Here is a 25,671-nt window from a genome sequence, read left to right on the forward strand (position 1 = left end):
CCGCTTAAGGGCTCGAACGGGGCGGGGGATTTTTGGTTCGGTGCGGTTGCCATGAGAAGATGCAGGCGACCCGAGAACTCAACGAGAATGCCCTTGGACCGTTTCCAGGAGATGCAGATTTTCACGCGCATCGTCGACCGCCGCAGCTTCACGCAGGCGGCCGAGGATCTGAACCTGCCGCGCGCGACGGTCACCAACTCGATCAAGCGCCTCGAAGCGCGCCTGGGCGTGCGTCTGCTCGAACGCACCACGCGCCAGGTCAAGCCGACGCTCGACGGCGACGCCTACTACCAGCGCTGCATGCGCCTGCTCGCCGATCTCGAGGAAACCGAGGAGGCGTTTCGCGATACCGATCCGCAGGGGCGCTTGCGCGTGAACATGCAGGGCACGCTCACGCAGTATTTCGTGATGCCGCGCCTGCCCGACTTTCTCGCGCGCTATCCGCGCGTCGAGCTTTTCATCGGCTCGGGCGACCACTTCGTCGATCTCGTGCGCGAAGGCGTGGACTGCGTGCTTCGCGCGGGCGAGCTGGCCGACTCCTCGATGATCGCGCGGCGCGTGGCGCTGCTAGAGCAGGTGACGTGCGCGAGCCCCGCGTATCTGGAGCGGCACGGCGACCCGGAGTCGATTGAGGCGCTCGCCGGCACGCATACGGACGCGCCGGGCTGGCCGGGCAGAACAGGCCATCGAGCCGTGAACTATGTTTCGCCGGCCACGGGCCGCGCGCTCCCGCTCGAATTCACGACCGCTGACGGCATCGCCCGCGTGACGCTGCCGGGTCCCGTGGCCGTGAACGGCGCGGAACTTTACACGGCGGGCGCCCTGGCGGGGCTCGGCATCGTCCAGGTGCCGCGCTACCGCGTGCGTGAGCTGCTCGCCAACGGCGAGCTGTGCGTCGTGCTGCCCGCGCATCCGCCGCCGCCCTTGCCGGTCTCGGTGCTGTATCCGCAGAACCGCCAGTTGTCGCTGCGGGTACGCGCTTTCGCCGACTGGCTCATACAGGTGTTTGCCGAGGTTGCCTGAAATGGCTCGAGCGCGCCGGGGCGATTCGCCAGGCGCGCCCGGTTGAGTTCAGCTGAACTTACGTGCGCCGCGCGACCATGCCGGACACACGCGCCGCCGCTTGCTGAAGCGGATCGAGGAACGTCTTCACCATCTGCTTCGCCGACGTGCGCTGCGCGTTGCCGCTGATGTTCATCGCGGCGATCACGCGGCCCTGCCGGTTGCGAATAGGCGCGGAGATCGAGATGAGGCCGCCTTCCAGTTCCTGATCGACGATGGCCCAGCCCTGCTGACGCACCTGGGCGATGATCTTCTTGAGTTCGCCGACGTCGGTGACCGTGCGCCCCGTATGCGCGTAGAGCGGCGAGGAGCCAAGCGTTTCGTCGAGCGCGGCTTCGTCGAGCGAGGCGAGCAGCACGCGCCCCATGGAGGTGCAGTACGCGGGTAGACGGCTGCCGATCGAGAGATTGATCGTCATGATCTTGTGCGTGGGCACGCGCAGCACATAGACGATCTCGGTGCGGTCGAGCACGGCCGCCGAGCAGCTCTCGTGCACTTCCTGCGACAGCTCTTCCATGACCGGCTCGGCGAGATTCCAGAACGGCATCGACGTGAGGTACGCGAAGCCCAGGTCGAGAATGCGCGGGGTGAGGCGAAAGAGCCGCCCCTCGGCTTCGACGTAGCCGAGCGTCTGCAGCGTGAGCAGAATGCGGCGCGCCCCGGCGCGCGTGAGGCCCGTGGCGGCGGCGACGTCGGTGAGGGTCTGCTCGGGATGCTCGGCGTTGAACGCGCGGATCACCGAAAGCCCCCGCGCGAACGACTGCACATAGGAGTCGCCCGGTTTTTCGGGAATCTCCTGCTGGTCGGCGGAGCGGTCTGGCGAGGCACTGGAAGCAGAAGTCATGGGCGTGGCGTTCGGTCTTGCTGCGGCGCTTGAAGAACATATCAAGATAACCCAAGCGATCGGTTTCGCCAACAAGCGGCGAAGGCCGCGAGGTGGGGCGGGCGCAAACTTTCGGGATCGGGAACCCCGGTCAACATCGATAGTGCGGCGTTGCATGACATGCGTCAAATACGCACACCAGATCATTTGATGTTCAGTTATTTGATTCTAGTCAATTAATTGTGGCTAAAAAAGATTGACGTGTGAATTGATTATTAAAAATTCCAATATCGGCCGGGCCAGAATTTAGAACGAGATAAAAGTGATGTCGAAATTCGAATGAATCGGCGCATTTCCGGCCATTCTGCGATTGCGCCGCGCGTATCTTCGCTTCGATTGTTCGCTTGCGCGCTGGGCCTTACGCTGAGACCCCTGCACAGCGGACGTTTTCTGTGTGAAAGCTCCTGGAAAGATATTTGCGGCTTACCGTCGCGCTTGCTTGGGCGAGCTTTGTCCCGCTGGCTAATCCTTAGCAAAGATCAAATTTTGAGATTGGTGCATTCCGTAGAATCGCGCTGAATACGATACGGGTGCATTTTTGCGTGGCGAATTTGCGATGCAAATGTGTTGGGTGTTACGCGTTTTGGTGGACAACGGAAGAACAGGCAAACATGAAAGACAGAAAAGCCTTTAAAAGGTGGTTAATCCCCCTGGGCTGCGGGCTGCTCGTTTCTCTTGCGGGGTGCAGCGGCAATCTTGCCGTGCTGGACCCGAAGGGCAGCGTGGGCGCGGCCGAGAAGTCGCTCATCCTCACGGCCACATGGGCCATGCTGCTGGTCGTGGTGCCCGTCATCATCCTGACGCTCCTGTTCGCCTGGCGCTACCGCGCCTCGAACCGCAACGCGACCTACGCGCCGAAGTGGGCCCACTCCACGGCGATCGAAATAGTGGTCTGGGCCATTCCGGCCGCGATCATCCTGTTTCTCGCCATCCTCACGTGGCGCACCTCGCACGAACTCGACCCATACAAGCCGTTGGAGTCGAGCGTGAAGCCCATCAACGTCGAGGTCGTCGCGCTCGACTGGAAGTGGCTCTTCATCTACCCCGACCTCGGCATCGCCTCGTTGAATCAGCTCGCCGTGCCGGTGGGCACGCCGGTCAACTTCCGCATCACGTCGGATTCGGTGATGAACTCGTTCTTCATCCCGCAGCTGGGCACCCAGGTCTACGCCATGGCGGGCATGCAAACGCGTCTGCACCTGATCGCCGACGAAGCAGGCGATTTCGACGGTCTCTCGTCCAACTACAGCGGCAAGGGTTTCTCGGACATGAAGTTCCGCACGCTCGCCACGAGCCAGCAGGACTTCGACGCGTGGGTGCAGAAGGTGAAGACGTCGTCCACCCAGCTTTCGATGGACGAGTACGCAACGGTCGCGAAGCCGCGGGAGAAGGCGCCGGTGCAGTACTTCTCGACCGTCGATCCGAAGCTCTTCAATAACATCATCGCGAAGTACAACAACGGGCACGTCACGAATTTCGACCCGTCCTGCGTGACCAAGGGGTAAGCAGCATGTTCGGAAAACTCACATTAGAGGCGATCCCGTTCGATCAGCCCATTATCATGGGCGCGGCCGCGTTCATGGCGCTGATCGTCGTCGGCGTGCTCGGTCTCGTCACCGTGACCGGCAAGTGGAAGTACATCTGGACCGAGTGGCTCACGAGCGTGGACCACAAACGCATCGGCGTGATGTACATGATCGTGGCGGTGCTCATGCTCGTGCGCGGCTTCGCCGACGCGGTCATGATGCGTATCCAGCAGGCCATGGCGTTCGACTCGCCCGGCTATCTCCCGCCGCATCACTTCGACCAGATCTTCACGGCGCACGGCGTCATCATGATCTTCTTCATGGCGATGGCGCTCATGGTCGGCTTCTTCAACCTCGTCGTGCCCCTGCAGATCGGCGCGCGCGACGTGGCGTTCCCGTTCCTGAACTCGCTCTCGTTCTGGATGACGGCGATCAGCGCGATCCTCGTCAACATTTCGCTCGTGGTCGGCGAGTTCGCGAAGGTGGGCTGGCTCGCGTATCCGCCGCTCTCCGAGCTCCAGTTCAGTCCAGACGTGGGGGTGGACTACTACATCTGGGCAGTGCAGCTCTCCGGTGTCGGCACGCTGATCACGGCCGTGAACTTCTTCGTCACGATCGTCAAGATGCGCGCGCCCGGCATGACGCTCATGAAGATGCCCGTGTTTACGTGGACGGCGCTGTGCTCGAACGTGCTCATCATGGCCACGTTCCCGATCCTCACGATCGCGGTGGCGCTGCTCGGCCTCGACCGCTACGTCGGCACGCACTTCTTCACGAACGAACTTGGCGGCAACGCCATGCTGTATCTGAACCTGATCTGGGCGTGGGGCCACCCCGAGGTGTACATCCTCGTGCTGCCTGCCTTCGGCATCTATTCGGAAGTGATGGCCACGTTCTGCAAGAAGCCGCTGTTCGGCTACAAGACGATGGTCTACGCCTCGTGCGCGATCATGGTGCTGGCGTTCCTCGTGTGGGCGCACCACTTCTTCACCATGGGTGCGGGCGCCGACGTCAACGCGTTCTTCGGTATCGCGACGATGATCATCGCCATTCCCACCGGCGTGAAGATCTTCAACTGGCTGTTCACGATGTATCGCGGCCGTGTCCATTTCACCGCGCCCGTCCTCTGGACCGTCGGCTTCATGGTGACGTTCTCGATCGCCGGCATGACCGGCGTGATGCTCGCGATTCCGGGCGCGGACTTCGTGCTCCACAACTCGCTCTTCCTGGTCGCTCACTTCCACAACGCGATTATCGGCGGCGTGGTGTTCGGCTACCTGGCAGGCCTGCAGTACTGGTTCCCGAAGGTGTTCGGCCTGAAGCCCAGCGAAAAGCTCGGCAAGGCGTCGTTCTGGTGCTGGTTTGTCGGTTTCTACGTGGCCTTCGTACCGCTCTACGTGCTCGGCTTCATGGGCGCCACGCGTCGTACCAACCACTACGACGTCCCCGAATGGCATCCGTACTTCGTCGTCGCCGCGATCGGCGCGGCGATCATCGCGGTCGGCGTCGTGTTCCAGGTCCTGCTGTGGGTCATGGCCTTCGTGAACCGCAACAAGGCCGAATGCAAGGACGTGACTGGCGATCCGTGGGACGGCCGCACGCTCGAATGGGCGACGTCGTCGCCGCCGGCGGTCTATAACTTCGCGGTCATTCCGCACGTGGACGACATCGACGCTTTCGCGCACATGAAGGAAGCGGGCCGCGGTCCGGGCCTCGTCGCGAAATATAGCGACATCCACATGCCGTCGAATACGTCGGCGGGCTTCTTCATCGGCGTGTTCAGCCTCGTGCTGGGTTTCGCGGCCGTGTGGCACATCACATGGCTGGCGGTGCTCGGATTCATTGGCGCCGTGCTGACAGTGATCCTCAAGAGCTTCGGCAACAACGACGGTTATTACATTCCGGCCGCGAAGGTCCGCGAGATCGAAGAAAGCCGCTTTGGCACCGGCGCTGCCGTGGCCACGCGTGACCGGGTCGCCCAGGAGGCAGTCTGATGTTACAAAAAACCAATGCGGCGATCCTTGCCGAACTCGATCACCACGATCACCCGCAATCGCACTCGGTATTCGGCTTCTGGGTCTACCTGATGACCGACTGCCTGCTGTTCGCGGCGCTGTTCGCCACGTTCGGCGTGCTGAGCCACCAGTTCGCGGGCGGCCCCACTGGCAAGGACCTGTTCGATATCCAGGGCGTGGCGCTTGAAACGGCTGTGCTGCTGCTTTCGAGCATCACGTACGGCTTCGCGATGCTCGGCGCGCACCAGCGCAAGAACGGCGTGGTGCTCGCCTGGCTCGCCGTCACCTTCATTCTGGGCGCGTCGTTCCTCGTGCTCGAACTGCGCGAGTTCTCGCACCTGATCGCAGAAGGCGCCGGTCCGCAGCGCAGCGCGTTCCTTTCGTCGTTCTTCACGCTTGTCGCCACGCACGGCCTGCATGTGTTCTTCGGCCTGCTGTGGATGCTCGTGATGATGATCCAGGTGGTTCGCGCACGGGAGCTGGGCGAGCAGGAAATCCGCCGCCTCACGTGCCTGAGCCTCTTCTGGCACTTTCTCGACGTGGTGTGGATCTGCGTGTTTACTTTTGTCTATCTCGGGAGCGTGCTCTAAATGGCTCAATCTCATGCAGAGTCGCACGGCAGCCTCGGCAGCTATGTGGCGGGCTTCATTCTTTCGGTGCTGCTCACTGCGGGCGCATTCGGCGTCGTTCTGCACGGCACGCTCGATGCCACCACGGCCTTGATCGTGATCGCGGTGCTCGCTTTTGTGCAGGTGGTCGTGCACCTCGTGTTCTTCCTGCATCTGAACACGTCGCCGGGGCAGGGCTGGAACGTGCTGTCGCTCGCGTACACGGTGCTGGCCGCCGCGTTCCTGATCTTCGGCACCATCTGGGTCATGCATAACGTCGGCGCACTCATGATGTCGCGCTAAGCGTTCGCCTCACTGGCCGGCGCCTCGCCCGCCTGCCTCGCGAAGCCGCACGGGCCCGTCCTGTGCGGCTTTTTCGTTTTTGGAGCCAGGTCCGCGTGCTTGACACCCGTCCCGGGACACGCCTATGATGGCCGTCAAATTGTTCGATTGACGATCATCGGTTCGTCAGTCGAACAAATCGCACGAGGACGTGCGCGTTCGATCGCCCATTTTCGCCCGCGCAGTCCGTCAATCTCAATCATCTTTGCATGGCATCGCATCAAGTGCGTGCGATCGAAAGGAGACTCACATGACGGAAGCATTCATCTGCGACGCGGTTCGCACGCCAATCGGCCGCTACGCGGGCGCCCTTGCCCAGGTTCGCGCCGACGACCTTGGCGCCGTGCCGCTCAAGGCGCTGATGGAGCGCAACAAGGACGTGGACTGGACGGCGATCGACGACGTCATCTACGGCTGCGCGAACCAGGCGGGCGAGGACAACCGTAACGTCGCGCGCATGTCGTCGCTGCTGGCGGGCTTGCCGCAGGCCGTGCCGGGCTCGACGGTGAACCGCCTGTGCGGCTCCGGCATGGACGCCGTGGGCATTGCCGCGCGCGCGCTCAAGTCGGGCGAAGCGGGGCTGATGATTGCGGGCGGCGTGGAAAGCATGAGCCGCGCGCCGTTCGTCATGGGCAAGGCGGCGAGCGCATTCGCTCGCGACGCCGCGATCTACGACACGACGATCGGCTGGCGCTTCGTCAATCCGCTGATGAAGCAGCAGTACGGTGTGGACTCGATGCCGGAGACGGGCGAAAACGTCGCCGTCGACTACAACGTAAGCCGCGCCGATCAGGATGCGTTCGCGGTTCGCAGCCAGCAGAAGGCGGCTCGCGCACAGGCGGATGGCACGCTTGCGCAGGAGATCGTCGCAGTGACGATTGCGCAGAAGAAGGGTGACCCGATTGTTTTCTCGCGCGACGAGCATCCGCGCGAGACGAGCCTCGAGGCGCTGGCCAGGCTCAAGGGCGTCGTGCGCCCGGATGGCTCGGTGACGGCTGGCAATGCTTCGGGCGTGAATGATGGCGCTTGCGCGCTGCTCCTCGCCAACGAGGAAAACGCGAAGCGTTTCGGGCTCGTGCCGCGTGCGCGCGTGCTCGGTATCGCGACGGCTGGCGTCGCGCCGCGCGTGATGGGTATCGGTCCCGCGCCGGCTACGCAGAAGCTCCTCGCGCGCCTGAACATGACCATCGATCAGTTCGATGTTATCGAGTTGAACGAAGCATTTGCTTCGCAAGGGCTCGCCGTGCTGCGCATGCTCGGCGTCGCCGATGATGATCCTCGCGTCAACCCGAACGGCGGCGCGATCGCGCTGGGGCATCCGCTCGGGATGAGCGGCGCGCGGCTCGTGACGACCGCCACGTATCAGCTCCATCGCACGCAAGGGCGCTTTGCGCTTTGCACGATGTGTATCGGCGTGGGGCAGGGGATTGCTATCGCTATCGAGCGCGTCTGATTTTTGGCCGCTCTGAATTGAACAAGCCGCGGATCGATTCGGTCCGCGGCTTTTTTGTTAGAAATTTCGCGCTACGCAACAATTGCGCGATCCATTTCACCACGTAATCGCACGGGAATTTGAGCCTCAGCAAACCCCTCGGCAATTAGCCGTGTTTGGTTGCGGTAAGTTGACCCGCTTCCGGGCAGGTAACGTCCGCGTTCTAAAAGCCGCGCGTAGAATCGGCCGCACTTCGGCTCCACACGCCGATGCGAATACGGCAATCATTTCAAACCCGTTTGACGAGGAGAATGTGAATGACGAAGGCAGCGATTCTGGCGGCGGCATGGGTGGTGGGCGTTGGCCTCTCGCAGGGGGCGTTTGCGCAAAACGACGCGGCGGCTTCGGCGCCGCAGGGGCAAAGCGCGCTCGCCAGCGCGGCGCAGCAAGCGATTGCCAACGCGGAGCCGGTGCATATCCACGCGAAGATCGTCGGCATCGATCGCGCTGCGCGCGTCGTCACGTTGCGTGGGCCGCGCGGCAATGATGTCGATATCGCGCTTAGCCCGCAGGTCAGCAACTTCGACCAGCTCCGCGTGGGCGACACTGTCGATGTGCTCTACAAGAACGCGCTACTCATGACGGCCGACAAAGTAACGGGCAAGGACGAGGGCGTTCGCAAGCGTGTCGACACGAATGTCTATCTGCCCGCGTCGTCGGGCTACGACGCCGCGCGCCAGGTCGAAGTTCAGGCCACGGTGCAGCATATCAACGCGAAGAAGCGCGAGGTGACGCTGCGCGGCGCGTATCAGACCGTCACGCTGCAAGCCACGCCCGATATCGACCTGAAAACGTTGAAGGTCGGTGACACGGTTCACGCCGTGTTCGTTTCCGCTTACGCGTCGCAGGTCACGCCGGTCGCCGCCACGCAGTAAGCACCGAAAAAAAGCCGGCGCATTGCGGCGCCGGCTCCTTTTTACGATTCGAACGGGCGCCTCAGAAGGCGCCCGTTTTTCGTCTGGTCGTTACATGCCCGCCATGCACATGTACTTGATGACCACATAGTCGTCCACGCCGTAGTGCGAGCCTTCGCGGCCCAGGCCGGACTGCTTCACGCCGCCAAACGGCGCGACTTCGTTCGAGATCAGGCCGGTGTTGATGCCCACCATGCCGTATTCGAGCGCTTCGGCCACGCGCCACACGCGGCCGATGTCGCGGCTATAGAAGTAAGCGGCGAGACCGAACTCGGTATCATTCGCCATCCTGATCACTTCTTCGTCGGACGAGAAGCGGAACAGCGGCGCGAGCGGCCCGAAGGTTTCGTCGCGCGCCACCTTCATCGCGGGCGTAACGCCGGTGAGGATGGTCGGCTCGAAAAAGCCGTGGCCGAGCGCGTGGCGCTTGCCGCCCGTGGTCACCTGAGCGCCTTTCGCGAGCGCATCTTCGATATGCGATTCCACCTTCAGCACGGCCGCTTCGTTGATGAGCGGGCCTTGCGTCACGCCGGCCTCCGTGCCGAGGCCGACCTTGAGCTTTTCCACCGCGTCGCGCAGTTTGGCCGCGAACGCGTCGTACACGGCGTCGTGCACGTAGAAGCGGTTCGTGCACACGCAGGTCTGGCCGCTGTTGCGATACTTCGAGGCGATGGCGCCGGCGACGGCCGCATCGAGATCGGCGTCTTCGAAGACGATGAACGGCGCGTTGCCGCCCAGTTCCAGCGAAACCTTCTTGACCGTCGAGGCGCACTGGCTCATGAGCAGGCGGCCAACCGGCGTCGAGCCCGTGAACGAGAGCTTGCGCACCGTGGGGTTGCTCGTGAGTTCGCCGCCGATCGCCTTCGGGTCGCCCGTCACGACGCTGAACACACCGCGCGGCACGCCCGCGCGCTCGGCCAGCACGGCCAGCGCGAGCGCCGAGAACGGCGTGGCTTCGGCGGGCTTGAGCACGATCGGGCAGCCTGCCGCGAGCGCGGGGCCGACCTTGCGGGTGATCATCGCGGCGGGGAAATTCCACGGCGTGATCGCGGCGCACACGCCCACGGGTTCCTTCGTCACGACGATACGCTTGTCGTTGGCGGGCGTGGGGATCGTGTCGCCATAAATACGCTTGCCTTCCTCCGCGAACCATTCGAGGAACGACGCGGCGTAGCCGATCTCGCCCTTCGCCTCGGCGAGCGGCTTGCCTTGTTCCGTGGTGAGGATCAGCGCCAGGTCGTCGGCGTTTTCCATCATCAGGTCGTGCCACTTGCGCAGGATGACGCTGCGCTCCTTCGCGGTCTTCGCGCGCCATGCGGGCCATGCGGCGTTCGCGGCGGAAATCGCGCGGCGCGTTTCGGCGGCGCCCATGCGCGGCACCGTGCCGATCACCGCGCCGGTGGCGGGGTCCTTGACTTCGAACGTGGCGCCGTCTTCGGCGCCTTGCCATTCGCCGTTGATAAAGGCGCTGGTTTGCAGCAGCGATGCGTCTTTCAGATTCATGCTTGCACTCCGGACTGACTTCGATTCATTTAGAACGACGAACGGCACAGCGGCAAGCGCCGGTGTGCCGTTTCGCGGCTGGCCCGCTGCTCGCGGGCCAGCATGTGGCGGAGGCTTATGCCGGCACGCCCACGGCTTCCTTGACCGACTCTTCGAGGATCGCGAGCGCTTCGTCGAACACGTTGTCCTGGATCGTCAGCGGGAACAGGAAACGCACGACGTTCGAATACACACCGCACACGAGCAGCAGCAGACCGCGATTCAGGGCGGCGGTTTGCACGCGCTTCGTGAAGTCGGCGTCGGCTTCGCTCGTGCCCGGCTTGCAGAACTCAACCGCGTTCATCGCGCCGGGGCCGCGCACGTCGGCGATTTGCGGCACGTCGGCCTTCATCGCATTGAGCTTGGCTTTGAGCTTGTCGCCGAGCTTCGTGGCGCGCTCGCAGAGCTTTTCTTCTTCGATGATCTCGATGACCGCGTGCGCCGACGCCACGGCCAGCGGGTTGCCCGCATACGTGCCGCCGAGGCCGCCGGGCGCCGCCGCGTCCATCACTTCCGCGCGGCCCACCACGCCCGAGAGCGGCATGCCGCCTGCCAGGCTCTTGGCGATCGTCATGAGGTCCGGCGTGACGTCGTAGTGCTCCATCGCGAACAGCTTGCCGGTGCGCGCGAAGCCCGTTTGCACTTCGTCGGCGATCAGCAGGATGCCGTGCGTGTCGCAGATCTTGCGCAGACCGCGCACGAAATCGGCCGGCGCCTGATAGAAGCCGCCTTCGCCCTGCACCGGTTCGAAGATGATCGCGGCGACGCGCTTCGGATCGATGTCGGCCTTGAACAGCATCTCGATGTGCTTGAGCGAGTCGGCCGTGCTGATGCCGTGGACCGAGTTCGGGTACGGGGCGTGGTACACGTCGGCCGGGAACGGGCCGAACGCGAGCTTGTACGGGGCGACCTTGCCCGTGAGCGCCATGCCCATCATCGTGCGGCCGTGGAAGCCGCCTGCGAAGGCGATCACGCCCGGACGGCCCGTATGGGCGCGAGCGATCTTCACGGCGTTTTCGACGGCTTCGGCGCCCGTCGTGAAGAAGGCGGCCTTCTTGGCGAAGCTGCCCGGCGCGCGCTGGGCGACCTTCTCGGCCAGCGAGACGTACGACTCGTACGGCACGATCTGGTAGGCCGTGTGGGTGAACTGCTCGAGCTGCGCCTTGATGGCGGCGACGATCTTCGGATGGCGGTGGCCCGTGTTGCACACGGCGATACCGGCGGCGAAGTCGATGAAGCGGCGGCCTTCCACGTCCCACAGCTCCGCGTTTTCGGCGCGCTCGGCGTAGAAGTCGCACATCACGCCCACGCCGCGCGGGGTAATGGCGTTCTTGCGGCTTTGCAGGTCGGCGTTCTTGCTCACGTTCATCTCCTGTGGAGTCGGTGTCAGTTCTGAGGTTGGCTGGCGGACCGGCAAGCAGTCCATGTCGCGACTATACTGTTATTTGGCTCTGAATTTCAGAGCCATTCAGTGCAATGTTTAGGAGCCAATTTCGATGCGTGCGAGTGTTCTGTCCGATTGGCTGGCCCAACGGCTCGACCGCGGGAGCGCCCAGCCGGTGTACCGGCAACTGCACAAGCTGCTGCAGCAGGCGATCCTGTCGCGTGAGTTGCCGGCCGGGGCGCGCGTGCCGTCGTCGCGGCTGCTGGCGGCCGAACTGGGGATTGCGCGCAATACCGTGACGCAGGTCTATGAACAATTGGTGCTCGAAGGCTATGTCACATCGGCGACGGGGCGCGGCACCTTCGTTGCGGACACGTCGCCTGACGAGATCGTTGGGGCGACGGAAATTGGCTCTATGCAGACGCGCAAAAATAGCCGCGCTTCAGGAGCCGGGCTGCATCTGAGTGGAGTTGCAACTAACAGCCCGAGCGCACAGCGCGCGGAAGCGCTCGCCGCCGGGGCGCCCGCAGCCGCCGCGACAAGCGGACTAGAAGCCGCCGCGCACGCGCAACGCCCAACGGGGCGCGCACTCTCGGCGCGGGGCACGCGCCTGATCACCGGCGCGGGCGTCTCAAAGCGCCAGGGCGGCGCGTTCATGCCCGGCGTGCCCGATGTCTCGCGCTTCCCGGCGCGCGTATGGACGCGCCTGCACAACAAGTACTGGCGCAGTCTGCGCCCTGACCTGCTGACCTACGCGCCCGGCGGCGGCCTCGCGCTGCTGCGCCACGTGCTGGCCGACTATCTGCGCACCTCTCGCTCGGTGCGCTGCTCGCCGGAGCAGATCATCATCACGACGGGTATCCACCAGTCCATCGACCTGGCCGTGCGTCTGCTCTCGGACCCGGGCGACACGATCTGGACCGAAGACCCATGCTACTGGGGCGTACGCAGCGTGCTGCACGTCTCGGGCCTCAATACGCGGCCGATCGCAGTGGACAGCGAAGGACTCAACCCGTCGGCCGGCGACTTCGGCGCGCCACCGCCGCGGCTCATGCTCGTCACGCCTTCGCACCAGTATCCGCTCGGCATGGTGATGAGCCTCGCGCGCAGGCGCATGTTGCTCGAGTACGCGCGTCAGCATCAGTGCTGGATCATCGAGGACGACTACGACAGCGAGTTCCGTTACGGCAGCCGCCCGCTCGCGTCGTTGCAGGGGCTCGATACGGCGGGGCAGGTGATCTACGTGGGGAGCTTCGGCAAGACGCTGTTTCCGGGCTTGCGCGTGGGGTATCTCGTCGCGCCGGAAGCGCTGGCGGAAAGCTTCGCGACCGCGAGCGCCGAGTTGTATCGAGAGGGGCAATTGCTGCAGCAGGCCGTGCTCGCGGAGTTCATCGCCGAAGGGCATTTCACCTCGCATATCCGCAAAATGCGTGCGCTTTACGGCCAGCGCCGCCAGGTGCTGCTGGACGCCGTTTCGCGCCGATACGGCGACGCGTTGCCCGCGATGGGCGGCGACGCGGGCCTGCACGTCGTGATGCAGTTGCCCGAAGGCAGCGACGACCGCGCCGTGGCCGAGGCCGCGCTCGCGCGCAATATCGTGGTGCGGCCGCTTTCGGGGTATTACTCGTCGCGCGAGCGCGCGAACCCGGGCTTGCTGATCGGCTACGCCTGCGTGCCCGACGAGGAGATCGCGCCGGCGTTCGACACGCTTGCCGAGGCGATCGATACGACGTTACCCGCGTTCGTGTGAGCGAAGCGGTCACGAGGGCGCAGGCCGCTCACAGCCGGATCAGCACCGCCCCGCAGGTCACGAGCGCGCACGCCACCATGCGGCGCGCCGTGAGCTTCTCGTTCATGAAGAGCCAGCCGATCAGCACCGCGAAGACCGACGCGAGTTCGCGCAGCGCGGAAACCATCGCGATAGGCAAGTAACGGAACGCCTCGATCACGAGGCAATAGGCCGTGAGCGCGAGCACGCCCGCGAGCATGCCGCGCGCGGCCGCGGCCTTCGAGATGAACATCCGCGCCGCGCCGCCGCGCAGCTTGCAGACCAGGAGAAACTGTGGGACGTTCCATAGTAGATAGACCCACATGATGTAGCTGATGCCGTTGCCGGCCAGGCGCGCGCCGAGGCCGTCGACGACCGAATACATCGCGATGAAAAGGCCCGTGAGCAGTGCATACGGCACGCTCTCGCCCGAAAAACGCATGCCGCGCCGAAAGGCGAGCGACATGATGCCAAGCGATACGAGCGCGACGCCCGTGGCCGCGAGCGCATGCAGATCTTCGTGCGCGAACACGAGCGCGCCCCCGAACACGAGCAGCGGCGAAAGCCCGCGCGCGATCGGGTAGCTCTGCCCGAAGTCGCCGCTGCGATAGGCGCGGATCAGCGTGAAGCAGTACACGAACTCCAGCACCACCGAGGCGGCGATATACGGCCAGCTCGCCTGCGCGGGCAGCGGCAGCACGCACACGGCGATCGCGCTCACGACGATGTACGGCACCGAGAACATGCCGAGCAGCCAGAGGCGGTCGCCCGAAAGATGGAGGAAGGCGTTCCAGCTCGCGTGCATGAGTGCCGAGAGCAGAACCAGCAGAACGACGAAACTGGCCATCGGGATTGCGAATCGAATGGTTTGTTGGAGACGCGGGCCGTTGCGGCCGCAATCGTGTGATTATTCCAGCGAACGCGTGTGGCTGCCAGAAATAGGAAAAAGCCGCGCAAGCCGTAGTTGTGTTTCTATTCGGCTCGCGCGGCTTTGGGGGAACGCGTCAGATCACCCGCGCACGCAGTCTTGCGGAGATGAGATCGATGGCCGTGACGACCACGATCACCATGATGAGAACGGCGCTGGTCTGCTGATAATCGAACGAGCGGATTTCCTCATACAGCACCACGCCGATGCCGCCCGCGCCCACCATGCCCACCACCATCGCCGAGCGCACATTCGACTCGAAGCGGTAGAGCGCATACGAGATCCACAGCGGCATGACCTGGGGCAGCACGCCGTAGACGATCTCGTCGAGCGGCGAGGCGCCCGTCGCGCGCACGCCTTCCACGGGGCGCGGGTCGATGGCTTCCACCGCTTCGGCAAAGAGCTTCGCGAGCACGCCCGTGGTGTGCACCCACAAGGCGAGCACACCGGCGAATGGCCCGAGGCCCACGGCCACGATGAAGAGCATCGCGAACACCATCTCGTTGATGGCGCGGCAAGCGTCCATCAAACGACGCACGGGATGCAGCACCCACGCGGGCGCGAGATTGTGCGCGGACATGAGCCCGAACGGCACCGCGCAGACGATGGCGAGCGCCGTGCCCCACAGCGCCACCGCGATCGTGACCCACATTTCCTGGGCATACGTGCGCCATTCCGTGAAGTCCGGGGGGAAGAAGCCGCGTGCGAACGTGCCCATGTTCGCGGAGTCGGAGAAGAGGTCGAGCGGGCGCATGTCGGCGCCTCGCCACGCCACGCCGAGCAGCACGAACACGATCGCCCAGAGCACGAGCGAAGACCAGCTGCGTTTGCCTGCCAGGCCGCTCGCCGCAAGGGCCGCCGCTTGCGGCGCGGCGGCGGCGTTCGGCGGCGCCGCCGGCCCGGCAGCGGGCCTTGCGACTTCTGCCTGCGGCACGGCGCGTGAGCTGTCGAAATCCATTGCGCCCATTACTGCTTCGCAGGTGCGGCGAGCGCGCCGATCTTCGCGTCGATGGCCGCGATCTGGCTCTTGCGGTCGTCGTCGGAGAGATGCGTGTCGGCGGCGATCTTCTCTTTCTGCTGGAACAGCGCGACCTGGCGGATCGGCAGGAGCTGCGCGTCGGTGGCGGGCGCGAAGCCTGCGTAGCCGGTGATATCGGCCATGATCTTCTTCTCGCGCGGATCGGTCTTGGCGTAGTGGTAGAAGAAGTCGCGCAGCTTCTGCTTGGTGGCCTCAGGCAGATCCTTGCGATACACGAGCGGATCGGACGGAATCAGCGGCGACGTCCACAGCACGCGCACCTGGGCAAAGCGGTCCGGGTGCTTCTGTTGCAGCGTGGAAAGTTCGATGGTGTTGTTGGTGGCGATATCCACCTTGTTGTTCACCACGGCCAGCAGGTTCGCTTCGTGGCTCGAAGGCAGCACGGTCTTGAAGTTCGTCGCGTTCACCGAAATGCCGTGCTTCGCAAAAAGGTAATAGCCCGGAATCAGCGTGCCCGAGGTCGAATTGGGGTCGCCCCAGCCGAGCGTCAGATCCTTAGTATTCTTGAACACATCGTCGATCGACTTCACGCGGCTGTTCACGTTGGTGATGAGCACCGACTTGTAGCCCGCATCGCCGTTCGCGTAGAGCACCTTCGCGAAGATTTCGCCATTCGAGCGGTCCACGGCTTCCATGGCCGAAGCGTTGCCGAAGTAGCCGATCTGCACCTTGTTGAAGCGCATGGCTTCGATGATGCCCGAGTAGTCGGTGGCGAAGAACGCATTCACGTGCAGGCCGGTCTGCTTGTTCAGGTCATCGATGAACGGCTGCCAGCGTTGCTTGAGCACCGCCGACGAGTCGGTCGAGATGATGCCGAAGCTGAGATCTTCCGCGTGAGCGGCCGCGCTGCCGAGCGAGGCAAACGCGACGGCGCCGGCGGCGCACCAGGAGAGCATGGAGCGGAACAGGTTCATTGGGGCGGTCCGTGGTGAGTAAAAACGTTGTGGGTTGGAAATGGGTTGGGTTGCGCGATCAGGCCGCGCGAGGCTGCGCGCCGAAGCGCGTTGCCGCGGACGGCGCAGCATCGGGTTCGAGCAACTCGCGCGCGGCGTTGCCATAAAGCTGTTGCAGCAGGGCGGGCGTGAGCGCCGACGATGCGCCGTCGTACACCACGCGCCCGTCGCGCAGCGCGATCGTGCGCGGGCAGTACTCCATGGCGATATCCACCTGATGCAGCGAAACGACCACCGTCAAGCCGTGATCGCGATTGAGCATGCGCATCATGTCCATCACGCGGCGCGACGATGCGGGGTCGAGCGAGGCGATGGGTTCGTCGGCGAGAATCAGGCGCGCGCGCTGCACGAGTGCGCGGGCGAGCGCCGCGCGCTGCTGCTGGCCGCCCGAGAGGTTCGAAGCGCGCTCGGCGGCCTTGTGCGCGATGCCGACCTCGCCGAGCGCGGCCAGCATCAGCTCGCGTTCGGCGCGCGGAAAGCGGCCCGTGAGGCGTCGCCAGAGCGGCAGCCGCGACAGCGCGCCGATCAGCACATTCGTCTCGACCGTGAGGCGATGCACGAGATTGAATTGCTGAAACACGAAGCCGATGTCACGGCGAATGCGGCGCACTTCGCGCACGATGCGGCCGTCCTGCTGGATAGGACGACCAAGAATCTCGATGCGCGAAGGCTGCGGGTCGGAAGCCGTAAAGCCGGCAATATGGCGGAGCAGGGTCGATTTGCCCGAGCCCGATGCGCCGATCAGCGCGACCATCTCGCCAACGCCTACGCGCAGGTTGATTTCGTCGAGTGCCTTGCGGCCGCTGTCGAAGCTTTTCGAGAGGCGTTCGATGCGTATGGCGTCCATAACAATCCGTCGCTGTGTAGTCGAGGGCTCATTCTAGGAAGGGACTGTGACGGTTGAGTGAAGGTGTCGCGACGTCTAGACGACTACATGTCTTGCGGTCTTGCTGGCGCGGAAAAATCGCGAGAGATGTGACAGGGACATGACGCCAAACATCTGTCACGCTCAATACTGCGGGAAGCGGCTATATTGATGGGCAACGTACGTGCTGTCCCTGGTTTTACTGACTTATTGCTGACTCATTGTCGACAGGGGTCGCGCGCACAAGGCAGTTGTAGACAATGCGGCCGCACGCGGCGGCCCCACCTGGGCGGCCCCACCTGGGCGGCCCCACCTAGGCGGCCCCACCTAGGCGGCCCCATCCAAACAAGCGACGAGACCCGGCGCCATATGCAGGCCCTGAGCTTCCTACCCGACAGCTTCGAGGAATACGAGGACCTCAAGACGATCCTCGATGCCGGCGCGCGCTGGCTCGACATTCGCAGCGAGGGCGAAGTCGAGGTGCGCGGCCGTACGTTTCCTCTTTATGTGGCGGCAATCGGCTCGCGCGATCCGGCCGCGCCCGGCATTGGTTTCTTCGGCGGTATTCATGGGCTCGAGCGCATTGGCTCGCAGCTCGTGCTCGACTACATGCGCGCACTGGTTGGACGTCTTGCCTGGGACGAACTGCTCCTGCGTCAGCTCGAGTCCGTGCGCATCGTGTTCGCGCCGATCCTCAATCCCGGCGGCATGTGGCTTGCCACGCGCGCGAACCCGAACGGCGTGGACCTCATGCGCAACGCGCCGCAGGACGCCGACGAGCGCGTGCCCTTTCTCGCGGGGGGCCAGCGCGTCGGCTCGTGGCTGCCGTGGTATCGGGGGCGGCGCGGCGCGGCCATGGAGATCGAGGCGCAGGCGCTCCTGAAGATCGTCGACGAAGAACTCACGCGGCGCCCACTTTCGTTCGCGCTCGACTGCCATTCGGGTTACGGCTGGACCGACAGCATCTGGTTTCCGTATGCGCGCACGCGCCGCCTCATCCGCCATCTGCCCGAGATGTACGTGCTCAAGACGATGTTCGAGCGCGCGCATCCGCATCACGGCTACACATTCGAGCCGCAGAGCCACCAATATTTGCTCCACGGCGACTTGTGGGATTGCGCATATGATCGCGCGCCGGACAGCAATATCTTTCTGCCGCTCACGCTCGAACTGGGCTCGTGGCTGTGGATCAAGAAGAACCCGCGCCAGATCTTTTCGCGCCAGGGCATGTTCAATCCGCTCTTGCAGCATCGCACGGCGCGGGTATTGCGCCGTCACGCCAACCTGTTCGAGTTCCTCACGCGCGCCGCGTATTCCTCGCAGCGCTGGTTGCCCGAGGGCGTGATCCGCGACGAGGTGCTGAAAAGCGCGATCGGGCACTGGTATCGCAAGCCGGGCACATGAGCGAACCGTGGATCCTGCTGCGCGGCCTCACGCGCGAATCGCGCCACTGGGGCGCGTTCGCCACGCTGCTTGCGGCCCGTAACGGCGTGCTGCCCATCGACCTGCCGGGCAACGGCACGGCGGTGCACGAACGCTCGCCGCTCGCGGTGGACGACTACGTGGATGCGCTGCGCGCCGAAGCGCAGCGGCACGGGGCCCGCGCACCTTACCGCGTGCTGGCGATGTCGCTCGGCGGCATGGTGGCGACGGCGTGGGCGCTGCGTTACCCCGAAGAAGTCGGGCGCCTCGTGCTCGTGAACACGAGCATGCGGCCTTTTAGTCGCATTCACGAGCGCTTGCGGCCCTCGGCGTGGCCCGCGCTCGTGCGCGTGGCGCGGCATTGGGATGGCGTCGACAGCAGCAACATTGCCGAGACGCTGATCCACGGGCTCACCTGCGTGCGCCGCGACACGCTCGCGGCCGACCTCGAAACGTGGCGCGCGATCCGCGAGAGCGCCCATGTGAGCCGCGCAAACGCGCTGCGCCAGCTCGCCGCCGCCGCGCGCTTCAAGGCGCGCGCCGCGCCGCGCTGTACGGTGCTCGTGGTGTCGTCGCAAGGCGACCGGCTCGTCAACCCCGTTTGCTCGGCGCGGCTCGCGCGGGCCTGGGGCGCGCCGCACGTGGCGCATCCGTGGGCGGGGCACGATCTCCCGCACGACGATCCGCAATGGCTCGTCGATACGCTCCACGCAGGCGACGTCGCCGCGAACGCCGCTGGCCAGGCCGCCGGGCGCGGCTGAGCGGCGCCGCGGCGGGTGCGCGCCGCCCGCATCGCCGCCGGCGATTGCCCCATAATACGAAAACTCATCCGGCACTTTCAGGACGACTTCCAGACATGAACGATAAACCCGCCATTGGCGCCGCGGTGCCGCGCCTCACGAGCCTTTCGCACGGCGGCGGCTGCGGCTGCAAGATCGCGCCGGGCGTGCTTTCCGCGCTGCTCGCCCGCGGCACGCCGCTCACCACCGTGTTTCCGAACCTGCTGGTCGGCACCGAGACCGCCGACGACGCCGCCGTCTACAAGCTCAACGACGAGCAGGCCATCGTCGCGACCACGGACTTCTTCATGCCGATCGTCGACGACCCGTACGACTTCGGTCGCATCGCCGCGACCAACGCGCTCTCGGACGTCTACGCCATGGGCGGCAAGCCGATCCTCGCGCTGGCGCTCGTGGGCATGCCCATCAACGTGCTGCCGCACGACGTGATCGCGCAGGTGCTGCGCGGCGGCGAGGACGTGTGCGCGGCCGCGGGCATTCCCGTGGCGGGCGGCCATTCGATCGACTCCGTGGAGCCCATCTACGGCCTTGCGGCGCTCGGCGTCGTGCATCCCGAGCGCGTGAAGCGCAACGCGTCGGCACAAGCCGGCGACGTGCTCGTGCTCGGCAAGCCGCTGGGCGTGGGCGTACTTTCCGCCGCGCTCAAGAAGGAAATGCTCGGCGACGCGGGCTACAAGGCGATGGTGGCCGCCGCAACCCTGCTCAACAAGCCGGGCGCGACGCTCGCGGAACTGCATGGCGTGCACGCCATGACCGACGTGACGGGCTTCGGCCTGCTCGGCCACACGCTCGAAATCGCGCGCGGCGCGAATCTCACGGCGCGCTTGCATTACGCCCATCTGCCGTGGCTGCCGGGCGTGCAGAAGTTCGTCGATGACGGCGTATACACGGGCGCCTCGGGCCGCAACTGGGCCTCGTACGGCGACGCCGTCACGCTCGCGCCCAGCCTTCCCGAAAGCGCGCGCACGCTGCTCACCGACCCGCAAACCTCGGGCGGCCTGCTCGTGGCCTGCGCGCCGGAAAGCGTGGACGACGTGCTGGCGATCTTCCGCGCGGAAGGCTTTGACGACGCCCGTGTGATCGGCGAACTGGGCGCAGGCCCGGCACGCGTGGACGTCGCATGAGGGCCGTATGAGCGGAGAATCGCCGAAAGCCATCTTCTACGCGCTCGCTGCGAACTTCGGCATAGCGGTCTGCAAATACGCTGCCGCGGCGTTCACGGGTTCGGGGTCGATGTTCGCGGAGGCGATTCACTCCACGGCCGACTGTGGCAATCAGCTGCTTTTGCTGTTCGGCCTGCGCCAGTCGCGCGAGCCACCCACGCCGCTGCATCCCATGGGCACGGGCCGCGCCATCAACTTCTATTCGCTGCTCGTGGCGCTGCTGCTGTTTTTCGTGGGCGGCGCTTTCTCGGTCTACGAGGGCGTGCATCGGCTGATCGCGCGCGAGCCGTTGCGATTCGTTTATGTGGCTCTCGTCGTGCTCGGCATTTCCGTGGTGCTCGAAGCGTTTTCGCTTTATGGCGCGATGCGCGAGATTCGCAAGGGTGCGCCCACGCAATCGCTGTGGCGCTGGGCGCGCGAAACGCGCGACTCCGACCTGCTCGTCGTGGCGGGAGAGGACATCGCCGCGCTGGCGGGTCTCGCCATTGCGTTCGCCGCCGTTCTGCTCACAGTCATCACGGGCAATCCGGTATGGGATGCGTGCGGCTCGATCGGCGTGGGCATTCTGCTGATGCTGATTGCGTGGTTCATCGCGCGCGAAGTGAAGTCGATGATCGTTGGCGAATCGGCCAGCCCGGAAATGCGGCGCGATATCGAATCGTTCCTGCGCGCGCGGCCCGAGATTCAAAGCATCATCAGCCTCATTACCCTGCAATGGGGCAAGGAGGTGATGGTGGCGGTGCAGTGTGAAATGCTCCAGTACGACCACAGCCGCACCATGGTCGAGGCGATCAACGAGATCGAAGCCGATCTGCAGGCGCGCTTTCCTCTCGTGCGCTGGGTATTTTTCGAGCCGGATTTCGTGAACCGGTAATGCAAGGGCCCGGCGGTCGTGAAACCGCCAGGCCCTTTTATAACTTTCACATCTTCACGCGCGCTTCACATTTCAATGCCGAAACGGCGTCCACACGGGCGTCGTGTTGTCCCACTGCTCGAGTTCGGAAGGTACGGTCGGTTTCATGTTGGACTCCTACGTTTTCTGTCTTGCAATCGAAATGACGATGCGTCTTGCGGGCTTATTCGCCAGCCTGCGCAACGCGCTGGGCGTTGTTCGCGCGGCTTTCCTGCAGAGCGATGCGTTGCGCTTGCGTGCGGCCGATCAGGCTTTGCTCGGGGTAGCTCGTCTTGTTCAGCGAGGGCAGCGTGCCGTCGCGATACGCGGCAGCGATTTCCGCTTTGACTTCAGCGCGGGTTTTCGGGGCGCTGTTGTCCTGGGCGAAGACCGAAGCGCTGGCGGCGAGCGAAAGAACGAGCGTGGCGCCAATGGCGGTTGCGAGAGTGCGTTTCATGATCTGCTCCTTTTGTACTGGTGCCACGTGGGTCGCGGCGACAGGAGCAAATGTAGTTGCGCAGCCGTTTGCGATAAACGGCTGGAACGCGAAAGCAATTGTCGAAAATCCGGAACAATCGCTGCGCCGCGCCCGCAAAGCCTTTGCGGGCGCGGTCTCGAGGGTTGGCGCAGCGCGACGGCGTTACGCCGCCCAGCCTATGCGGCCCACTCGGAGATGACGGGGGTTTCGAGCGCCGGCGCGTTTTCGCGCTCTTCGAGCGTGCGCATCGTGCAGGCCTTGTCGAGCGAGGCGCGGCCGCTTAGCAGCGGGCAGCGGTCAAACACTTCGGCGATCCAGTCCACGAACACGCGCACTTTGGGTGACAGATGGCGGCTGTGCGGATAGACGGCCGAAATCGGCATGGGCAGCGGCTTGTAATCGGGCAGCACTTCGACGAGCGCGCCTGACTTCAGGTGCGGCAGCACCATGTAGCGCGGCCCCTGAATCAGGCCGAAACCTTCGATGCCGCAGGTCACATAAGCGTCCGCATCGTTCACGGAGACCATGCTCTTGAGCTTGACCTCGACTTCCTTGCCGTCGACGAGAAACGCCCAGTCCATCACGCGCCCCGTGCGCGAAGAGAAGTAGTTCACGGCGCGATGCTCGGCCAGCTCCTCGAGCGTTTGCGGCGTGCCGTGGCGCTCCAGATACGACGGCGCCGCGCACGACACGCCTTCGAAAATGCCAATGCGCCGCGCAACCAGCGACGAATCCTGCAGCGCACCTACGCGCACCACGCAATCCACGCCTTCCTGCAGCATGTCCACGGGCCGATCGGAAAGCCCCAGTTGCAGGTCGATGTCCGGATAGCGGCCGTGGAATTCGCATAACGACGGAATCACGATGAGCCGCCCGATGGAGCCGGGCATGTCGATGCGCAGTTTGCCATGTGGCTTGCGGTTGCGATCCTGGAATGTGGTTTCCGTTTCCTCGACGTCCGCGAGGATGCGCACGCAGCGCTCGTAGTACGCCGCGCCATCGGGCGTGAGCGAAAGACGGCGCGTAGTGCGGTGCATGAGGCGCACGCCGAGAAACGCTTCGAGATTCTGAATGATCGTCGTAACCGACGCGCGCGGCATGTCGAGCGTTTCGGCTGCACGCGTGAAGCTGTTGGTATCGACGACGCGGGTGAACACTTGCATGGCCTGAAGGCGGTCCATTGCCACTCTCCAAAAAGCTTCGGCCGCACGGCGCGCGGAGTTCGAAAGAAACACCCGCGCAGAAAGAGGAGACAGATTGTTCAGGTGCGCCGAATTGTGTTGCCGGATTATAGGCATTTATTTGCAAGTCTGCCGAACCCACAATTCGCCTCATTCGAAGCTACTCTCGCGCATTGCGCCGATTTGACATGGATGTCTTTAAACGCCCAACGTCTTGGACCTCCGCGGAGGAAGCGCCGCTGGCCGAAGTGCCCGCGGCCCTGCCTGTTACCGCGTCCGCCAAGCCTGGCCAGGTGCGCGCGCTGCTCACGACCGACGTGGTGATCGAAGGCTACAACCAGCAGATTCCGCTGCGCCTGTATCGCCAGGAAGCCGCGAGCGGCCTGCCGGTGTTGCTCTATTTCCACGGTGGCGGCTTCGTGCGCGGGTCGATCGAGGAAGCGGATGCGGTGGGGCGCTTTCTCGCAGAACGCTTACCAGCGCTGGTGGTGAGCGTGGGGTACTCGCTCGCGCCGAAGCACCCGTTTCCCGCCGCGCCCGAAGATGCGCATCGCGCGGCGTTGTGGGCGCTTACGCGGGCCCGCGCCTTCGGCGGCAATCCGAAGCGCGTGATCGCGGCGGGCCACGACGCGGGCGGCCAGATCGCCAACGTGCTCGCCTTCATGGGCCGCGATCGCGGCGACGTAAAACTCGCGGCGCAGGCGTTGTTTGCGCCGATGCTCGACCCGAGCCTCACACGTCTTGGCGACGAGGCGCGCCTGGGCTCCGATATCACCGCAAGCGAATGCGCGGCGTGTTATCGCGCGTATCTGCCCGATGCGACGCAGCGCATGCATCCGTACGCCGCGCCGCTCGAATCGCTGCGCCTTGGCGGCTTGCCGCCCACGCTCATCGTGACGGCACAGAACGACGTGCTGCACATCGAAGCGGAGAAGTACGCGAGCCGCCTGATCGACGCGGGCGTGCGCACCCAGGTGGTGCGCTACCCGAGCGTCTCGCACGCGAATCTCGCGGCGCATCCGGCCGCGCTCAGCGAAGCCGTACGGTTTTTCCAATGTTGCTTCGACGCGGGGGCGTCATAGACGAAGCACCCTTGCGGCGGTGCTGCCGAACCAGTGAAGAACAATCAACCATTATTTCTGGAGTCCGACATGTCACTCTTTTCGCAATCCCGAACCCGTATCGCGCTAGCGGTCATTGGCGCGCTCGTGGTCGCGGGCCTCGGCACCCTCGGTGCTATCCGCCTCGACTCGCACCCTGCCGTTGCCGCTGAAGCGCCGCCCGCACCCGAGGTCGATGTCGCACCCGTGCTCAATCGCACGATCACCGACTGGCAGACCTACTCGGGCCGCATGGCCGCTGTCGAGAAAGTGGAAATACGTCCGCAGGTTTCCGGCACGATCGTCTCCGTGAACTTCCGCGACGGCGCGCTCGTGAAGCAGGGCGAAACGCTGTTCGTGATCGACCCGCGCCCGTACCAGGCGGCCGTCGATCAAGCCGCTGCGCAACTCGCAGCCGCGCAGGCACGCACGGGCTACGCGCAAAGCGACTGGGAGCGCGCGCAGCGCCTGATAGGCGACAACGCGATCGCCAAGCGCGACTACGACGAGAAACAGAACGCCTCGCGCGAAGCAAACGCGAACCTGAAGGCCGCGCAGGCCGCGCTCGAGGCCGCCCAGATCAATCTGGGCTACACGCGCATCGTCGCGCCGGTTGCCGGGCGCGTGTCGCGCGCCGAGATCACGGTGGGCAACGTCGTATCCGCCGGGGCAAGCGCCGCGCCGCTCACGACGCTCGTTTCCGTTTCGCCCATCTACGCCGAATTCGACGCCGACGAGCAGACCTATCTCGACTACATCAGCCACATGAAAAATGGCTCGAAGGTGCCGGTGGAGCTGGGTCTCGCGAACGAATCGGGCTATTCGCGCACGGGCACGATCGAGTCGGTGGATAACCGTCTCGACACCACGTCGGGCACGATCCGCGTGCGCGCGCGCTTCGACAACGCCGACGGCGCACTGGTGCCGGGGCTTTACGCACGCATCAAGGTGAGCGGCAGCGCCCCGCACCCGGCGCTGCTCGTGGACGACGCCGCCATCGGCACCGACCAGGACAAGAAGTTCGTGTACGTCGTGGATAACAGCGGCAAGATAGCCTACCGCACGGTGCAAACGGGCGGCCAGCAGGGCAACCTGCGCGTGATTCTGGGCGGCCTGAAGCCGGGTGACCACGTGGTGGTGAACGGCACGCAGCGCGTGCGCCCCGGTGAAGCCGTGCGCTCGCACATGGTGCCGATGAACGGCGACCCCGACGCCGATTCGTCCAGCACGGCAGCGAACCCCGGCGCCAAGGCAGCGAAAACGTCCTGACGAGCGGCGGGCGTAGGCGATTGCAGCCTACGCCTGTGCATCCGT

General features: G+C 64.8%; 23 protein-coding genes. 14 read left to right on the forward strand and 9 right to left on the reverse strand.

The annotated features are described in order from the left end of the window. The first annotated feature begins 93 nt into the window (after positions 1 to 93). On the forward strand, positions 94 to 1,023 hold the full coding sequence (locus M3I53_RS14865; RefSeq protein WP_254316671.1) for a LysR family transcriptional regulator: 930 nt from the start codon (positions 94 to 96) through the stop codon (positions 1,021 to 1,023). Between the two features lie 58 nt (positions 1,024 to 1,081). On the opposite strand, the gene M3I53_RS14870 is transcribed toward M3I53_RS14865, so the two are convergent. Further along, entirely contained in the window at positions 1,082 to 1,906 is an 825-nt protein-coding gene (locus tag M3I53_RS14870; protein WP_254316672.1) for an IclR family transcriptional regulator, read from the reverse strand. Between the two features lie 650 nt (positions 1,907 to 2,556). Between M3I53_RS14870 and cyoA the strand changes: the two genes are divergently transcribed. The 6 genes from cyoA to M3I53_RS14900 all read left to right on the forward strand — a co-directional run bounded on the left by cyoA (position 2,557) and on the right by M3I53_RS14900 (position 8,803). After that, on the forward strand, positions 2,557 to 3,450 hold the full coding sequence (gene cyoA, locus M3I53_RS14875) for a ubiquinol oxidase subunit II (protein ID WP_254316673.1): 894 nt from the start codon (positions 2,557 to 2,559) through the stop codon (positions 3,448 to 3,450). 5 nt (positions 3,451 to 3,455) lie between these two features. Continuing rightward, on the forward strand, positions 3,456 to 5,465 hold the full coding sequence (gene cyoB / locus M3I53_RS14880) for a cytochrome o ubiquinol oxidase subunit I (RefSeq protein ID WP_254316674.1): 2,010 nt from the start codon (positions 3,456 to 3,458) through the stop codon (positions 5,463 to 5,465). Beyond that, entirely contained in the window at positions 5,465 to 6,076 is a 612-nt protein-coding gene (cyoC, locus tag M3I53_RS14885) for a cytochrome o ubiquinol oxidase subunit III (protein WP_254316675.1), read from the forward strand. The genes cyoB and cyoC overlap by 1 nt, the downstream gene beginning before the upstream one ends. Next, positions 6,077 to 6,397, forward strand: coding sequence for a cytochrome o ubiquinol oxidase subunit IV (cyoD, locus tag M3I53_RS14890; RefSeq protein ID WP_254316676.1), 321 nt, complete (start codon positions 6,077 to 6,079; stop codon positions 6,395 to 6,397). A gap of 289 nt (positions 6,398 to 6,686) precedes the next feature. Further along, positions 6,687 to 7,889 (forward strand): 3-oxoadipyl-CoA thiolase, encoded by a 1,203-nt coding sequence (pcaF, locus tag M3I53_RS14895; protein WP_254316677.1) that lies wholly within the window; start codon positions 6,687 to 6,689, stop codon positions 7,887 to 7,889. A 296-nt stretch (positions 7,890 to 8,185) separates the two neighbouring features. Then, positions 8,186 to 8,803: a hypothetical protein gene (locus tag M3I53_RS14900; RefSeq protein ID WP_254316678.1), complete on the forward strand. Its 618-nt coding sequence runs from the start codon at positions 8,186 to 8,188 to the stop codon at positions 8,801 to 8,803. Between the two features lie 90 nt (positions 8,804 to 8,893). Here M3I53_RS14900 and gabD read toward each other — a convergent pair whose 3' ends face one another. Further along, a complete protein-coding gene (gene gabD / locus M3I53_RS14905) occupies positions 8,894 to 10,345 on the reverse strand; it encodes an NADP-dependent succinate-semialdehyde dehydrogenase (protein WP_254316679.1) in 1,452 nt (483 codons plus the stop codon). A 115-nt stretch (positions 10,346 to 10,460) separates the two neighbouring features. Beyond that, the gene (gene gabT, locus M3I53_RS14910; protein ID WP_254316680.1) at positions 10,461 to 11,753 is read right to left on the reverse strand and encodes a 4-aminobutyrate--2-oxoglutarate transaminase; all 1,293 of its coding nucleotides are present in this window, start codon (positions 11,751 to 11,753) and stop codon (positions 10,461 to 10,463) included. A 127-nt stretch (positions 11,754 to 11,880) separates the two neighbouring features. Between gabT and M3I53_RS14915 the strand changes: the two genes are divergently transcribed. Then, complete coding sequence (locus tag M3I53_RS14915) at positions 11,881 to 13,518, forward strand: PLP-dependent aminotransferase family protein (protein ID WP_254316681.1); 1,638 nt, start codon at positions 11,881 to 11,883, stop codon at positions 13,516 to 13,518. Between the two features lie 28 nt (positions 13,519 to 13,546). Here the strand turns inward: M3I53_RS14915 and M3I53_RS14920 are convergent, their stop codons facing one another. From M3I53_RS14920 to phnC, 4 genes are all read right to left on the reverse strand, one after another. Next, the gene (locus tag M3I53_RS14920) at positions 13,547 to 14,383 is read right to left on the reverse strand and encodes an EamA family transporter (protein ID WP_254316682.1); all 837 of its coding nucleotides are present in this window, start codon (positions 14,381 to 14,383) and stop codon (positions 13,547 to 13,549) included. Between the two features lie 157 nt (positions 14,384 to 14,540). Continuing rightward, a complete protein-coding gene (phnE, locus tag M3I53_RS14925; protein WP_254316683.1) occupies positions 14,541 to 15,431 on the reverse strand; it encodes a phosphonate ABC transporter, permease protein PhnE in 891 nt (296 codons plus the stop codon). Next, positions 15,431 to 16,417 (reverse strand): phosphonate ABC transporter substrate-binding protein, encoded by a 987-nt coding sequence (gene phnD / locus M3I53_RS14930; protein WP_254316684.1) that lies wholly within the window; start codon positions 16,415 to 16,417, stop codon positions 15,431 to 15,433. Before phnD ends, phnE begins: the two co-directional genes overlap by 1 nt. Before the next feature lie 58 nt (positions 16,418 to 16,475). Further along, positions 16,476 to 17,303 (reverse strand): phosphonate ABC transporter ATP-binding protein, encoded by an 828-nt coding sequence (phnC, locus tag M3I53_RS14935; RefSeq protein ID WP_254316685.1) that lies wholly within the window; start codon positions 17,301 to 17,303, stop codon positions 16,476 to 16,478. 387 nt (positions 17,304 to 17,690) lie between these two features. Between phnC and M3I53_RS14940 the strand changes: the two genes are divergently transcribed. The 4 genes from M3I53_RS14940 to M3I53_RS14955 all read left to right on the forward strand — a co-directional run bounded on the left by M3I53_RS14940 (position 17,691) and on the right by M3I53_RS14955 (position 21,580). Then, on the forward strand, positions 17,691 to 18,725 hold the full coding sequence (locus tag M3I53_RS14940; RefSeq protein ID WP_254316686.1) for a M14 family zinc carboxypeptidase: 1,035 nt from the start codon (positions 17,691 to 17,693) through the stop codon (positions 18,723 to 18,725). Next, entirely contained in the window at positions 18,722 to 19,504 is a 783-nt protein-coding gene (locus tag M3I53_RS14945; protein ID WP_254316687.1) for an alpha/beta fold hydrolase, read from the forward strand. Before M3I53_RS14940 ends, M3I53_RS14945 begins: the two co-directional genes overlap by 4 nt. A gap of 95 nt (positions 19,505 to 19,599) precedes the next feature. Beyond that, a complete protein-coding gene (gene selD / locus M3I53_RS14950) occupies positions 19,600 to 20,667 on the forward strand; it encodes a selenide, water dikinase SelD (RefSeq protein ID WP_254316688.1) in 1,068 nt (355 codons plus the stop codon). A 7-nt stretch (positions 20,668 to 20,674) separates the two neighbouring features. Then, positions 20,675 to 21,580, forward strand: coding sequence for a cation diffusion facilitator family transporter (locus M3I53_RS14955; RefSeq protein ID WP_254316689.1), 906 nt, complete (start codon positions 20,675 to 20,677; stop codon positions 21,578 to 21,580). A gap of 202 nt (positions 21,581 to 21,782) precedes the next feature. Here the strand turns inward: M3I53_RS14955 and M3I53_RS14960 are convergent, their stop codons facing one another. Together M3I53_RS14960 and M3I53_RS14965 are read right to left on the reverse strand one after the other, a co-directional pair. Next, positions 21,783 to 22,055, reverse strand: a complete 273-nt coding sequence (locus M3I53_RS14960) for a DUF4148 domain-containing protein (protein ID WP_254316690.1) — start codon at positions 22,053 to 22,055, stop codon at positions 21,783 to 21,785. Between the two features lie 197 nt (positions 22,056 to 22,252). Next, complete coding sequence (locus M3I53_RS14965; protein WP_254316691.1) at positions 22,253 to 23,257, reverse strand: LysR family transcriptional regulator; 1,005 nt, start codon at positions 23,255 to 23,257, stop codon at positions 22,253 to 22,255. A 188-nt stretch (positions 23,258 to 23,445) separates the two neighbouring features. Here M3I53_RS14965 and M3I53_RS14970 point away from each other — a divergent pair, with 188 nt between their 5' ends. Both M3I53_RS14970 and M3I53_RS14975 read left to right on the forward strand, forming a co-directional pair. Beyond that, positions 23,446 to 24,339, forward strand: a complete 894-nt coding sequence (locus M3I53_RS14970) for an alpha/beta hydrolase (protein ID WP_254316692.1) — start codon at positions 23,446 to 23,448, stop codon at positions 24,337 to 24,339. Positions 24,340 to 24,408: 69 nt separating this feature from the next. Beyond that, complete coding sequence (locus M3I53_RS14975; protein WP_254316693.1) at positions 24,409 to 25,626, forward strand: efflux RND transporter periplasmic adaptor subunit; 1,218 nt, start codon at positions 24,409 to 24,411, stop codon at positions 25,624 to 25,626. The last annotated feature ends 45 nt before the right edge of the window (positions 25,627 to 25,671 follow it).

It is taken from the genome of Paraburkholderia sp. CNPSo 3272 (assembly GCF_024206495.1).
Lineage (GTDB): Bacteria > Pseudomonadota > Gammaproteobacteria > Burkholderiales > Burkholderiaceae > Paraburkholderia.